The following is a 13,475-nucleotide window of genomic DNA, read 5'->3' on the forward strand; positions in this document are numbered from 1 at the left end:
CGCCTAAGCGTCCCAGAGCGCTCCCAGCGTCAACAGGTCCCCCCGGTACTCGATCCGGTCGGCCCACTCGGCCGGCCAGGCGTCCGCGCCGTGCCGGGCGCCCGCGAAGGCCCCGGTGAGGCAGGCGATCGAGTCCGAGTCGCCCGAGGAGCAGGCGGCGCGGCGCAGGGCGGTGACGGGCTCGTCGGGCAGGAGCAGGAAGCACAGCAGTCCGGTGGCGAAGGCCTCCTCGGCGATCCAGCCCTCGCCCGTGGCCAGGCAGGGGTCGCTCTCCGCGGAGACGGTGCGCACGGCCTCCTGCAGGCGGCCGAGGATCTCCAGGCACTCGTCCCAGCCGCGTGCGATGAAGTGCTCCGGGCCGGGGTCCTGGGAGCGGGTCCACAGGTCGCCGAGCCAGGTGTGGTGGTAGCGGGTGCGGTTGTCGTGGGCGTACGCGCGCAGCTGTCCGACGAGTGCGGCCGGATCGGTGCCCTGGGCGAGCAGGCGGACGGCGCGGGCGGTGAGGTCGGAGGCGGCCAGCGCGGTGGGGTGTCCATGGGTGAGCGCGGACTGCAACTGGGCGGCGCCGGCGCGCTGTTCGTCGCTCAGGCCGGGCGCGAGCCCGATGGGGGCGACGCGCATGTTGGCGCCGCAGCCCTTGGAGCCGACCTGGCTGGCGTCCTGCCAGCTCCGGCCCTCGTCCTGGAGCAGGTCGCAGGCGGTCAGGCAGGTGCGGCCGGGGGCGCGGTTGTTCTCGGGCGACCGGTACCAGTCCACGAACTCCTCGCGCAGCGGCCGGGCCAGCGGACTCGGCGCGAGTGACCCGCGGTCCATGGCCGTCCGCAGCGCACGGCCGACGGCGAGGGTCATCTGCGTGTCGTCGGAGACGAAGGCGCGCGCGGGCAGCTCCATCTCCCGCCAGGGCCCGCACTTGGCGAGGATCGAGGGCACGTCGTTGAACTCGGTGGGGAAGCCCAGGGCGTCCCCGAGGGCCAGGCCGATGAGGGTTCCGGTGGCGGCGCGCTTGCTCGTGCCGACGGTGGTCGTGCGGGGCTGGATGACGGTCATGCGGGGCGTCCTTCCCGGGACGGGCGGAGCAGGGGCGGGTGCAGGGCGGTGGCGGTGCCCGCACGGTAGAGCGCGGCCGGCTTGCCGCGGCCGCCGGTGAGCCGGGCGGCGCCGGGAACGGGTTCCACGAAGCCGGGCGTGGCGAGCACTTTGCGGCGGAAGTTGGGGCGGTCCAGGGCCCTGCCCCACACGGTCTCGTAGACCCGCTGGAGCTCACCGAGGGTGAACTCGGGCGGGCAGAAGGCCGTGGCCGCACAGCCGTTCTCCAGCTGGGCGCCGATCCGGTCGTGGGCGTCGGCGAGGATCCGGTCGTGGTCGAAGGCGAGCGGTCCGGCGGAGCCGTACGGCAGCCAGCGGGCCTGGGCCGCGTCACCGCCGCCGCGCGGCTCGGGGGGCTCGGGAAGCAGCGCGGTGAAGGCGACGGAGACGACCCGCATCCGGGGGTCGCGGTCCGGTCCGCTGTAGGTGCGCAGCTGCTCCAGGTGCAGTCCGGAGACGTCGGCCAGGCCGGTCTCCTCGGCGAGTTCGCGCCGGGCTGCCGTCTCCGCCGACTCGTCGGGCAGCAGGAAGCCGCCGGGCAGCGCCCAGTGGCCGGCGTACGGCTCCTGCCCGCGCTCGACCAGCAGCACGTGCAGGGCGTCCGCGCGCAGGGTGAGGACGGCGAGGTCGACGGTGACGGCGAAGGGTTCGTACGCGTACTTGTCGTAGCCCTGCACCTCCGGCCGCCCCCTTCATGTCCCCGACGCCCTCATGGGCTCGCCGTCCAGCCGCCCACTCGACTAATAGTCACTACGACTATAAAGAGCGGGATCGTGGTCCGCAAGCCCTCAGCGGCCCCTGGAGTGCCGTTCCCGCAGACGACGACGGCCGGCCCCGGGACACCCGGGACCGGCCGTCAGAGCGGCGTACAGACCTCTCCTAGAGGTCGACCTCCTGCATCAGCATCCCGACCTCGGTGTTGGACAGGCGGCGCAGCCAGCCCGACTTCTGGTCGCCCAGGGTGATCGGGCCGAAGGAGGTGCGCACCAGCTTCTCGACCGGGAAGCCGGCCTCGGCGAGCATGCGGCGCACGATGTGCTTGCGGCCCTCGTGCAGGGTCACCTCGACCAGGTAGTTCTTGCCGGTCTGCTCGACCACCCGGAAGTGGTCCGCGCGCGCGTAGCCGTCCTCCAGCTGGATGCCGTCCTTGAGGCGCTTGCCGAGATCGCGCGGGATCGGGCCCACGATGGCGGCGAGGTAGGTCTTCTTCACGCCGTACTTGGGGTGCGTGAGGCGGTGCGCCAGCTCACCGTGGTTGGTGAGCAGGATGACGCCCTCGGTCTCGGTGTCGAGCCGGCCCACGTGGAAGAGCCGGGTCTCGCGGTTGGTGACGTAGTCGCCGAGGCACTGGCGCCCGTCGGGGTCCTCCATCGTGGAGACGACTCCGGCGGGCTTGTTGAGCGAGAAGAACTGGTACGACTGCGTCGCGACCGTCAGGCCGTCGACCTTGACCTCGTCCTTCTCCGGGTCGACGCGCCGGCCCTGCTCCAGCACGATCTCGCCGTTGATCTCGACGCGGGCCTGCTCGATCAGCTCCTCGCAGGCGCGCCGGGAGCCGTAGCCCGCGCGCGCGAGGACCTTCTGCAGCCGCTCGCCCTCCTGCTCGGCACCCGGGAAGGTCTTGGGGAGCTTGACGTCCTTCTTCCCGGCGTACCGCTCGCGGTTGCGCTCCTCGGCCCGGGCCTCGTACTCACGCGAGCGGGCAGGGGCGGTACGGCCGCGCCCGGTGCCCTGCTGGGGCTGCTTGGGGCCCCCCTTGGCGCCGCCGCGGGCCGCGCCGCCGCGCCCGGACTTGGGGCCGTCCTTGGTCGCGCCGGGGCCCACGTCGTAGCGGCGCTCCTCGGGGCGGGGCTTGCTGGGACGGCCCTGCCCCTGGCGCTCGTCCCTGTTGTTGCCTGCGCCGCGGTGGTTACCGCGCCCGCCGCTCTTTCCGCTGCCGCTGCTTCGCATCAAAGTTCCGTCTTAGTCGTCTGCGTCCTGCCCGCCGGGCGCGTCGGGCGCGTCCGGGTCGAACGACGGGACTCCCTCCTGGGTCTCCGCCTCGATCGCCTCCGCCTCCGGGAGGAAGGGCGCGAGCTCCGGAAGCTCGTCCAGGCCCCGCAGGCCCATCCGCTCCAGGAAGTAGTTCGTCGTCCTGTACAGGATCGCACCTGTTTCGGGTTCCGCGCCCGCCTCCTCGACCAGACCGCGCTGCAGCAGGGTGCGCATCACACCGTCACAGTTGACTCCGCGCACGGCGGAGACGCGGCTGCGGCTGACCGGCTGGCGGTAGGCGACGACCGCGAGGGTCTCCAGCGCCGCCTGGGTGAGGCGGGCGGTCTGGCCGTCCAGCACGAGCCGCTCGACGGCGGGCGCGTACTCGGCACGGGTGTAGAAGCGCCAGCCGCCCGCGACGAAGCGCAGCTCGAAGCCGCGCCCCTGCACGGTGTACTCGTCGGCCAGCTCGCGCAGCGCGTCCGCGATCTGCCGCTTCGGCCGCTCCAGGATCTTGGCCAGGTGCTCTTCCGTCGCGGGCTCGTCCACGACCATGAGGACCGCTTCCAGGGCGGGCTTGAGGTCCAGGCCGGCCACGGTACGGAGCCCCGCCGGGAGTTCCGCGGTCTCCTCGCTCATACCGTCTCCTCCTCCTTCTCGGGCCCCTCGGGCTTTTCGGGCTTCCCGGCCTTTTCAGGCAGCTCGGGCGGCCGGTCGAACTCGTCGGTGACCATGGGCGCCGCGTCCCCGTCCCCGCCGGTCCAGCGCACGAGCAGCTCCCCGAGCGCGGTCTCCTGCTCCAGGGCCACGGCCTTCTCGCGGTACAGCTCCAGCAGGGCGAGGAAACGGGCCACGACGGTGAGGGTGTCGTCGGTGTCCTCGACGAGCGCGCTGAAGGCGGCCTCGCCGAGCTCCTTGAGGCGCCGGACCACGATCTGCGCCTGCTCCTGCACGCTGACCAGTGGTGCGTGGATGTGGTCGACGTACACCTGCGGCTTGGCCCTGGGCTGCATCGCCTTGACGGCGAGCTTGGCGAACCCCTCGGGGCCGATGCTGATGACGACCTCGGGCAGCAGCTCGGCATGGTGGGGTTCGAGGCCGACGGTACGGGGGTAACGGCGGGCCTCGTCGTCGAGGCGCCGGGTGAAGATGTCGGCGATCTGCTTGTACGCGCGGTACTGGAGCAGCCGCGCGAACAGCAGGTCACGGGCCTCCAGCAGGGCCAGGTCGGCCTCGTCCTCGACCTCGGCGGTGGGCAGCAGCCGGGCCGCCTTGAGGTCGAGCAGGGTGGCGGCGACGACCAGGAACTCGGTCGTCTGGTCCAGGTCCCAGTCCGGCCCCATGGCCCGGATGTGCGCCATGAACTCGTCGGTGACCTTGGAGAGGGCGACCTCGGTGACGTCCAGCTTGTGCTTCGAGATCAGCTGGAGGAGCAGGTCGAAGGGTCCTTCGAAGTTGGCGAGCCGGACCTTGAAGACGCCGTCGGCGGGTGACTCGGCCGCACCGCCGGACTCGGTACCGGGGGCGGGGGCGTGTGCGGCAGCCGACCGACGGGACTCGCCGGGGGGCTCCGGCTCCACGGCGGCAGACGGCGGCAGGTCGCCCGGGACTTCCGGGTCCACAGCGGCAGACCGAGGGAGGCCGCCCGGCACTTCCGGTTCCGCGGGTCCGGGCCCGACGGGCCCGGGTTCGGCGGACTCCGGCTCCTCGGGCTCCGGCTCGGCGGACTCCGGCGCCACACGCTCGGGTTCGGCGGACTCCGGCTCCTCGGGCTCCGGCTCCGCGAGTTCGGGCTCCGCGGGCTCCGGGTCGGCAGGTGGCGGCTCGGCATACGGCGGCTCGGCAGGCCCGCGCTCGGCAGGCCCGCGCTCGGCAAGCACAGCGTCGGCCTGCACGGGACCGGCCGGCGCAGCCCCTGGTCCCCGTCCCAGCGCACGTCTGCGGCCGGCGCCTGGGCCGGGGACGGGAGCGTCGTTCGAGGTCATCGCCGTCGCAGGCTACCGCTTACCGCCCGCGAGGCCGGCTAGCGACCCCGCAGCCGCCGTACCAGGATGCTCGCGTCCCCACGGGACTCCAGGTCGGCCAGGACCACGGCGACCGCCTCGCGGACGATGCGGCCGCGGTCGACGGCGAGCCCGTGCTCGCCTCTCAGGACCAGCCGAGCGTGCTCGAGGTCCATGAGTTCCTCGGCGGACACGTACACCGTGATCTTCTCGTCGTGCCGCTCGCGCCCGCTGGGCCGCCGGGCCGCGGCCCGTCCGCGCTTGCGCGGCTGCGCGGCCGCCTCGGAGGCGGCAGAACCTTCCTGCGCCGCCTGGCGCCGTGCCGGGCGCGTGCGGGACTCACCGGCCTCGGCCGGCTCCGTCCCGACCGCCGCCGCATGCTCCGCACCCTCGCCGTCCCCGCCCTGGGCGGGTACCGACGGCGGCGCGTCCTCCGCCGCGGCGGCCGCGGCCGCCGGGTCGCTCTCTCCCGCGGGAGCCGGCACCCGGGCCTCACCGTTGGCCGGGCGCCGGGGCGTGGACGGCTGGAGCGCCATCCCCCCCGTCGTACGGAACAGTTCGTCGGCCCCGGGCAGACTCACTCGGCGTGACACCGGGCGAGCACCTCCCTGGCGAGCTGGCGATAGGCGGCGGCACCGACGGAGTTGGAGGCGTACGTGGTGATCGGCTCACCGGCGACCGTGGTCTCCGGGAAGCGGACCGTGCGCCCGATGACCGTGTGGTAGACGTGGTCGTCGAACGCCTCGACGACACGCGCGAGCACCTCACGGCTGTGCACGGTGCGCGAGTCGTACATCGTGGCGAGGATGCCGTCCAGTTCCAGCTCGGGGTTGAGCCGCTCCTGGACCTTCTCGATGGTCTCGGTCAGCAGGGCCACACCGCGCAGGGCGAAGAACTCGCACTCCAGCGGCACGATCACCTTGTGCGCGGCCGTCAGCGCGTTGACGGTGAGCAGGCCGAGCGAGGGCTGACAGTCGATCACGATGTAGTCGTAGTCGGGCAGCAGCGGCTTGAGCGCCCGCTGGAGCGTCGACTCGCGCGCGACCTCGGAGACCAGCTGGACCTCGGCGGCCGACAGGTCGATGTTGGAGGGCAGCAGGTCCATGTTGGGGACCGCCGTCTTCAGCAGGACCTCGTCCGCGGACATGCCCCGCTCCATGAGCAGGTTGTAGACGGTGAGGTCGAGCTCCATCGGGTTGACGCCGAGACCCACCGACAGCGCGCCCTGCGGGTCGAAGTCCACGAGCAGTACGCGCCGGCCGTACTCCGCGAGGGCGGCACCCAGGTTGATGGTCGACGTCGTCTTGCCGACGCCGCCCTTCTGGTTGCACATCGCGATGATCGTCGCGGGGCCGTGACTGGTCAGCGGACCCGGGATCGGGAAGTACGGCAGCGGGCGTCCGGTCGGGCCGATGCGCTCACGGCGCTGGCGTGCAGCGTCGGGGGCGAGCGTGGCCGCGTACTCCGGGTCGGGCTCGTATTCGGCGTCGGGGTCGTAGAAGTGCCCCTCGGGCAGTTCGTCGTAGTCGGCGAAGTGGTTGTGGGGCGCGCCACTTCCGTCGCCGGCCATGGCGTTCACGTGATGGCCATCCATGCTCTGGTGTGCTGTCCGGGCGGTCTGCGGTCCCGGACTCTGGTGGGCTGCGAAGGTGCGCACAGCTACGGAGCCGACAGCCTCGAATCCCGCGGGGCCATGGCCCCGTACAGGCATTCCTGGTTGACCACCCCCGGGAGAAAATGTCGACTCATTCACAAGTCGTCTTACCTCCTTGGTGACCAGGGAACTTCTAGACAAGGTCAGCGTGGCACCATGCCGACGGTTGGCGACTCTATGGCGTGTCGGCGGTCCGCAGCAACACAATCCGCCGGACCCGGCAGGATGTGTCGGCAATGAAACATCCCTCTGTCAAGGGCGTACGGCCGTCGCACAGCAGGTTTCACCGGTGTGCGAATCGGTCGAAGGGTTACGTTCGAGGCGAGTTGACCGAGAGTCGCAAAGTGACCATACACACATCCGGCCGGACCTTGTCGGGCAAGGTCCGGCCGGATGTGTGCTGTTGACGATCTGTGTTGACGTATCGCCTTTTACCTGTCGGTGACTTAGCGACACGCCAGGCCGGAGGGGTCAGCCGAGCAGGGACTCCAGCTCCACGCTCTCCAGACCGTGGGCCTCGGCGACCTCCTTGTAAACGACCTTGCCGTCGTGGGTGTTGAGACCCTTGGCGAGCGAGGCGTCGCGGCGCAGCGCCTCGACCCAGCCGTTGTTGGCCAGCGAGACGATGTACGGCAGCGTGGCGTTGGTGAGCGCGTTGGTGGAGGTGTTCGGCACCGCACCCGGCATGTTGGCGACGCAGTAGAAGACCGAGTTGTGGACCCGGAAGGTCGGCTCGGCGTGCGTGGTGGGACGCGAGTCCTCGAAGCAGCCGCCCTGGTCGATCGCGATGTCGACAAGAACACTTCCGGGCTTCATGCGGGACACCAGCTCGTTGGTGACCAGCTTGGGGGCCTTGGCGCCCGGGATGAGGACGGCGCCGATGACGAGGTCGGCGTCGAGGACGGCCTTCTCCAGCTCGAAGGAGTTGGACATGATGGCCTTGACCTTGCTGCCGAAGACCTTGTCGGCCTCGCGCAGCTTGTTGATGTCGCGGTCGAGCAGGGTCACGTCGAAGCCCATGCCGACGGCGATCTGGGTGGCGTTCCAGCCGGAGACGCCGCCGCCGATGACGACGACCTTGGCCGGGGTCACACCCGGGACGCCGCCCGGCAGCACGCCTCGGCCGCCGGCCGGACGCATCAGGTGGTAGGCGCCGACCTGCGGGGCCAGACGGCCCGCGACCTCGGACATCGGGGCGAGCAGCGGCAGCGCGCGGTTCGGCAGCTCGACGGTCTCGTAGGCGATGGCCGTGGTGCCGGACTCGATGAGCGCGTCCGTGCACTCCTTGGACGCGGCCAGGTGCAGGTAGGTGAAGAGGATCTGGTCCTTGCGGAGGCGGTGGTACTCCTCCGCGATGGGTTCCTTGACCTTCAGCAGCAGGTCGGCGGCGGCCCAGACCTCGTCCGCGGTCTCCAGGATCTGGGCACCGGCGGCCACGTACTCGTTGTCCGTGATCGAGGAGCCGAGACCAGCGGCCCGCTCGACGACGACCTGGTGGCCGTTGCGCACCAGCTCATGCACACCGGCGGGGGTGATGGCCACCCGGAACTCGTTGTTCTTGACCTCGCGGGGGATGCCGACCTTCACGTCGATCACGGTCCTTGGCTCAGAGGGTATGGGGGGTGCAATACAAGACATACCCAGGCATGCGGGGGCATACCGGGAGACACCGCAGGAGAATGTGCGGCAGAGCCAGTTTAATGAAGGTGTTCCGACTGTCTAGCCTTTCATTGCATCAATCTTCGTCGGATGCACTACGGATTTCGCAGGCGTCGGGGTCGGATTCCGGACCGGATCCCTCCTCCGGGGCCTCCGCGACCCCCTCATCCCCCTCGTCGTCCTCCTCGCGCAGCATGCGCTCCGCCACCGAGCGGTGCAGGTGGGCGGACGTGGGATCGCCGAGCCGTTCCAGGGTGTCGGCGAGCCGGAGCTGCAGCGCGGCCTGCAGTCTGACCTCCTCGGCGCGCCGGGCCCACTCCACCGCCTCCTGGCAGGTGCGCAGCGATTCCTCGGGCCGTCCCGCGTACTCCTGGACCCGGGCCACTTCGCTCAACGCCCGCGCATGGGCGGGGACATCACCGTTCTTGCGGTACCCGGCGGCGGCCGCCCGCCAGTTCCTGAGCGCCTCGCCGTAGCGGCCCGCGTAGGTGTGCGCGGTGGCGATGCGGCCGTAGAGCCGGGCGGCCTCCGCGCGCTCGCCCCGGGCCAGCCGCTCGGCGAGGGCCCGGCCGAACCAGTCCGCGGCCCGGTCGTAGTCCCCCAGCTCCTGGTGGGCACCGCCTACGGATTCCATCGCGCGGCGGGTCGCATAGGGGTCGTTCGCTTCGCGTGCGGCGTCCAGGGCGGTCCGGTAGCGGGCCAGCGCGGCCCGGGTGCGGCCGGTCTGCGCGTCCAGATCGCCCAGGTTCAGCAGCGCCGCGGCCTTCTCCCGGTGCAGTCCGCGCCGCTCGGCGACGTCGAGGACCAGGCCGTGGACGCCGTACAGGTCGGGGGCGGCCGCCTGGGTGCCGAAGTGCGCCGCCATGGCCCTGACCAGCTGGGACATCAGCCGGCGGGCGAGGGTGTCCAGCTCCCCGTCGGCCACGGCCAGACGGACGGCGGCGAGCAGGGCGGGCCTGCGCACCCGCAGCCACTCGGCGGCCGCGCGCGGGGTGGGGAAGCGCAGCGCCGGCGGCGTCTCCTGCAGCTTCTCCCGGGCCTGCGGGCTGTCCGTCTCGGTGATGGCCCGGCAGGACTGCAGCAGCCGTACGGTCCGCTCCAGCATGCGGGCCCGGGCCAGCTGCAGCTCGGCCGGGCGTTCCTGGCTCTCTGCACGGGCGTGCAGCAGCGGGTGCAGACAGCCGGGGACGTCGTACTCGGGCAGCGGGGAGTCCACGGCACGCAGCAGACCGAGGGCGACGAACTCGTCCAGCGCGCCGCGGGCGGCATCCACCGAGCAGCCGGCCAGGGCCGAGGCGGTGTGCGGGTCGATCAGGCCGGCCGGGGCGAGGGCGAGCAGTCGCAGTATCCGGGCGGCGGGGCCGGGCAGCTCGTCGTAGACGAGCCGGAAGACGCGGGCGAGAGGTGTGCCGTCGGCGCCCTCGTCGGTGTCCGAGCGCAGCCGCTTGGCGAGGTCGGAGACGGCCGCCTGGGGCCGGGAGGCGAGCCAGCCGCCGGCCAGGGTGAGCGCGGCCGGATGCCCCTGGCAGGCCTCGGCCAGGCTCTCGGCGGCGCGCGGGTCGACGGTGATGCGCACGGAGCCGGTGTAGCGGGTGAGGAGTTCCAGCGCCGACTTGGTGTCGAGGCCGCCCAGGGTGCAGGGGCGGACGTCGGCGATGCCGGTGAGCGGACCGTCGGAGACCGCGACCACCAGGCAGTCCGGGGCCTGCGGCAGCAGCGCGTCGACCTGCTCGGCGCCGGCCGCGTCGTCCAGCAGGAGCAGGATGCGCCGCTCGGCGAGAGCCGCGCGCAGCGCCTCGGTCAGGTCGTCCTCGCCGGCTCCGGCGGCAGCCTGCACCTCCAGCGCCGACAGCAGCTCCCGGGCGGCGCGCTCGATCGGCACCGGGGTGCCGTCGGGTTCGCTGAGCCGGGCCCGCAGCACCCCGTCGGGGTAACGCTCGGCGACCTGACGTACGAGTTCCCGGGCGAGGGCGGTCCGGCCGGAACCGGGGCGGCCCGCGATGAGGAGCACGCGCGCGCGGGGGGCCTTGCGGCCGGAGAGGGTGTCCAGGCCCGCGCGCTCGATGTCGGCGCGCAGCTCCTTCAACTCCCGTGTGCGGCCGAGGAAATGGGCCTGTACGGCTGGAGACGCCGACAGCCGCAGGTCGTCTGTGTCCACCACCTGATCCGTCACGGGCCACACTCCCGTCCCACCGCACGCGCGAGCCCGCCGGGTCCTTCCGGTACGGGCGTTCCCAGAGCCTAGTTCACGCTCTGCGACGTTCCGTGAGGAGCGCGGCGGGCACATCCCCCGATCGGATCAGGCGATCGTCACACCAATGTGCGAACGGATGGGTTCAGGACGTGAACGGACGCGCGGGCCAGGGCGCGTCGGCCGGGCGCAGGGAGTCCAGGCCGTCCCCGCCGCGCGCGGCGACCAGGGAGAGGACGCCCACGACGAGGCAGTTGTTGTGCACATCACCGGCGAGCACCCGGCGCACCAGGTCGCCGACCGGCACGCGCGCGTACTCCATGTCGGTCTCCTCGTGCTCCGTCTCGAAGCGCTCGCCCTCCGCCTCGGAGAGATCCCGGGCGAGGAAGATCCGGACGGCCTCGTCACAGCCGCCGGGGGTGGTGTACACGTCGGTCAGCACCCGCCAGTCCTCGGCCTTGACGTGCGCCTCCTCGTACAGCTCGCGCTGGGCGGCGTGCAGCGGGTTCTCGCCGGGCACGTCGAGCAGACCGGCCGGGATCTCCCACAGCTTGTGCCGCACCGGGTGGCGGTACTGGTTGATGAGCAGGACCCGGTCCTCCTCGTCCAGGGCGAGGACGGCGACCGAGCCGGGGTGCACCTGGTAGTCGCGGCGGACCACCGAGCCGTCGGGCATGACCACCTCGTCCGTGCGCACCGAGGTCTTGTTGCCCACGAAGGGGGTGTCCGTCGAGCGGATCTCCCACTCCTCGGGGGTGTCCTTGATCGTCATGCCCTGTCCTTCCACACGCGCCCTGTCCTTCCACATGCCTTGAAACAGGCCGGCCGCCTGAAACCGGGGTGCTCACCTTGTGAAGGCAGGCACCCCGGCCACCGTACGACCGGTGTGTTACTTGGAGTTCTTCCGCGCGGCGACCGTCCGCTGGACCGCCGCCTTCACCAGGCCGGCGAAGAGCGGGTGCGGGCGGGTCGGCCGCGAGCGCAGCTCGGGGTGCGCCTGGGTGGCGACCAGGTAGGGGTGGGCGTCGCGCGGGTACTCGACGTACTCGACGAGCTTGCCGTCCGGCGAGGTGCCCGAGAAGAGGATGCCCGCCTTCTTCTCCAGCTCCGCGCGGTAGGCGTTGTTCACCTCGTAGCGGTGGCGGTGGCGCTCCTCGACGTACTCCTTGCCGTCGTAGACCTCGCGCACGATGGAGCCCTCGGCCAGCTTCGCCGGGTACATGCCGAGCCGCATGGTGCCGCCCATGTCGCCCTCACCGGCGACGATGTCCATCTGCTCGGCCATGGTGGAGATGACCGGGTGGCCGGTGGCCGGGTCGAACTCGGTGGAGTTGGCGTCCGGGATGTCCGCGAGGTTGCGCGCGGCCTCGATCACGATGCACTGCAGGCCGAGGCAGAGGCCGAGCAGCGGGATCCTGTTCTCGCGGGCGAAGCGGATGGCGCCGACCTTGCCGAGCACACCGCGGTCGCCGAAGCCGCCGGGGATGCAGATGCCGTCGACGTCGCCGAGCTGGGCCTTGGCGCCGGCCGGGGTCTTGCAGTCGTCCGAGGTGACCCACTTGATCTTGACACGGGCCTTGTTGGCGAAGCCGCCCGCGCGCAGCGCCTCGGTCACCGACAGATAGGCGTCGGGCAGGTCGATGTACTTGCCGACCAGCGCGAGGGTGATCTCGTGGTCGGGGTTGTGGACGCGGTCGAGCAGGTCGTCCCAGGTCGTCCAGTCCACGTCCCGGAAGGGCAGGTCGAGCTTGCGGACGACGTAGGCGTCCAGGCCCTCGGTGTGCACGACCTTCGGGATGTCGTAGATCGAGCGGGCGTCGGGGCAGGCGACGACGGCGGCCTCGTCCACGTCGCACATCAGCGAGATCTTGCGCTTGATCGCGGTGGGCACCTCGCGGTCGCAGCGCAGCACGATCGCGTCGGGCTGGATGCCGATGTTGCGCAGGGCGGCGACGGAGTGCTGGGTCGGCTTGGTCTTCAGCTCGCCGGACGGGCCGATGTACGGCAGCAGCGAGATGTGGACGACGAAGACGTTGTCCCGGCCGACCTCGTGGCGGACCTGGCGGACGGTCTCCAGGAACGGCAGCGACTCGATGTCGCCGACCGTGCCGCCGACCTCGGTGATGACGACGTCCACCTCGTCGGTGGCCATGCGCCGGATGCGGTGCTTGATCTCGTTGGTGATGTGCGGGATCACCTGGACCGTGTCGCCCAGGTACTCGCCGCGCCGCTCCTTGGCGATCACGGTCGAGTACACCTGACCGGTGGTGACGTTGGCCGAGCCGTCCAGGTCGCGGTCGAGGAAACGCTCGTAGTGGCCGATGTCCAGGTCGGTCTCGGCGCCGTCGTTGGTGACGAACACCTCACCGTGCTGGAAGGGGTTCATCGTGCCCGGGTCGACGTTCAGGTACGGGTCGAGCTTCTGCATCACGACGCGCAGGCCGCGGGCCTTGAGCAGCATGCCCAGGCTGGAGGCGGTGAGGCCCTTGCCGAGCGAGGAGGCGACACCCCCGGTGACGAAGATGTGCTTGGTCGTCGTGGATTTGGGCGTCATGGCCAAGAGGGGGCTCCCGTGGTCGCTGTCTGTGATGCGGTGCGGCTGCCTGCCGGAGATTTCTGTGCTTTCTCGCGGAGGAGTCGTCGCTGCGGTTCGGGGGTTTTTCGCCCACCGGTCCACGGGCTACCAGCGTAACAGCGCCTCGGCGTGCTGGCTCCCGGCCACGCTCCGCGCTCACGCCGACACGGAACACTCGGCGCATCCGTCACATGCGACGACACAGACGCGCACCGGACACACGGGTTTCATCCGCTGGTCACTCGTTCGGCCCACACGGGTTGCCCGGAGCGGCACGCAGATCATCTACGTGCGTCGTATCCTGCTCGGACACTCGCTGCCGAGCCCGGCCGG

Annotated in this window: 11 protein-coding genes; all 11 read right to left on the minus strand. The window is 71.5% G+C overall.

Annotated elements, in window-relative coordinates:
* Nucleotides 1–3 precede the first annotated feature (3 nt).
* The gene (locus tag ACZ7P3_RS31535; protein WP_472086825.1) at nt 4–1,047 is read right to left on the minus strand and encodes an ADP-ribosylglycohydrolase family protein; all 1,044 of its coding nucleotides are present in this window, start codon (nt 1,045–1,047) and stop codon (nt 4–6) included.
* A complete protein-coding gene (locus tag ACZ7P3_RS31540) occupies nt 1,044–1,763 on the minus strand; it encodes an NUDIX hydrolase (RefSeq protein WP_472086826.1) in 720 nt (239 codons plus the stop codon). Before ACZ7P3_RS31540 ends, ACZ7P3_RS31535 begins: the two co-directional genes overlap by 4 nt.
* Nucleotides 1,764–1,965: 202 nt before the next feature.
* A complete protein-coding gene (locus tag ACZ7P3_RS31545; RefSeq protein ID WP_472086828.1) occupies nt 1,966–3,036 on the minus strand; it encodes a pseudouridine synthase in 1,071 nt (356 codons plus the stop codon).
* Nucleotides 3,037–3,048: 12 nt separating this feature from the next.
* Nucleotides 3,049–3,699: an SMC-Scp complex subunit ScpB gene (gene scpB, locus ACZ7P3_RS31550; RefSeq protein WP_472086830.1), complete on the minus strand. Its 651-nt coding sequence runs from the start codon at nt 3,697–3,699 to the stop codon at nt 3,049–3,051.
* A complete protein-coding gene (locus ACZ7P3_RS31555; RefSeq protein WP_472086832.1) occupies nt 3,696–5,045 on the minus strand; it encodes a segregation and condensation protein A in 1,350 nt (449 codons plus the stop codon). The genes scpB and ACZ7P3_RS31555 overlap by 4 nt, the downstream gene beginning before the upstream one ends.
* Before the next feature lie 38 nt (nt 5,046–5,083).
* Nucleotides 5,084–5,656: a hypothetical protein gene (locus tag ACZ7P3_RS31560; protein ID WP_472086833.1), complete on the minus strand. Its 573-nt coding sequence runs from the start codon at nt 5,654–5,656 to the stop codon at nt 5,084–5,086.
* Complete coding sequence (locus tag ACZ7P3_RS31565) at nt 5,641–6,774, minus strand: ParA family protein (protein WP_472086835.1); 1,134 nt, start codon at nt 6,772–6,774, stop codon at nt 5,641–5,643. Before ACZ7P3_RS31565 ends, ACZ7P3_RS31560 begins: the two co-directional genes overlap by 16 nt.
* Before the next feature lie 414 nt (nt 6,775–7,188).
* Nucleotides 7,189–8,313 carry an alanine dehydrogenase gene (gene ald, locus ACZ7P3_RS31570; protein WP_472086837.1) on the minus strand — a complete coding sequence of 375 codons (1,125 nt, stop codon included), beginning with the start codon at nt 8,311–8,313 and terminating at the stop codon, nt 7,189–7,191.
* A gap of 139 nt (nt 8,314–8,452) precedes the next feature.
* Nucleotides 8,453–10,549: a tetratricopeptide repeat protein gene (locus ACZ7P3_RS31575; protein WP_472086839.1), complete on the minus strand. Its 2,097-nt coding sequence runs from the start codon at nt 10,547–10,549 to the stop codon at nt 8,453–8,455.
* A 163-nt stretch (nt 10,550–10,712) separates the two neighbouring features.
* On the minus strand, nt 10,713–11,339 hold the full coding sequence (locus tag ACZ7P3_RS31580) for an NUDIX domain-containing protein (RefSeq protein ID WP_472086840.1): 627 nt from the start codon (nt 11,337–11,339) through the stop codon (nt 10,713–10,715).
* A gap of 117 nt (nt 11,340–11,456) precedes the next feature.
* Entirely contained in the window at nt 11,457–13,121 is a 1,665-nt protein-coding gene (locus ACZ7P3_RS31585; RefSeq protein ID WP_472086841.1) for a CTP synthase, read from the minus strand.
* Between the last annotated feature and the right edge of the window lie 354 nt (nt 13,122–13,475).

Source organism: Streptomyces sp. NPDC107581 (genome assembly GCF_055657175.1).

Bases quoted from the DNA above. Each gene is read 5' to 3' on its own strand.
- ACZ7P3_RS31585 (WP_472086841.1), bottom strand. From the start codon at position 13,121: ATGACGCCCAAATCCACGACGACCAAGCACATCTTCGTCACCGGGGGT.
- ACZ7P3_RS31580 (WP_472086840.1), bottom strand. From the start codon at position 11,339: ATGACGATCAAGGACACCCCCGAGGAGTGGGAGATCCGCTCGACGGAC.
- ACZ7P3_RS31555 (WP_472086832.1), bottom strand. From the start codon at position 5,045: ATGACCTCGAACGACGCTCCCGTCCCCGGCCCAGGCGCCGGCCGCAGA.
- ACZ7P3_RS31565 (WP_472086835.1), bottom strand. From the start codon at position 6,774: ATGCCTGTACGGGGCCATGGCCCCGCGGGATTCGAGGCTGTCGGCTCC.
- ACZ7P3_RS31535 (WP_472086825.1), bottom strand. From the start codon at position 1,047: ATGACCGTCATCCAGCCCCGCACGACCACCGTCGGCACGAGCAAGCGC.
- scpB (WP_472086830.1), bottom strand. From the start codon at position 3,699: ATGAGCGAGGAGACCGCGGAACTCCCGGCGGGGCTCCGTACCGTGGCC.
- ACZ7P3_RS31545 (WP_472086828.1), bottom strand. From the start codon at position 3,036: ATGCGAAGCAGCGGCAGCGGAAAGAGCGGCGGGCGCGGTAACCACCGC.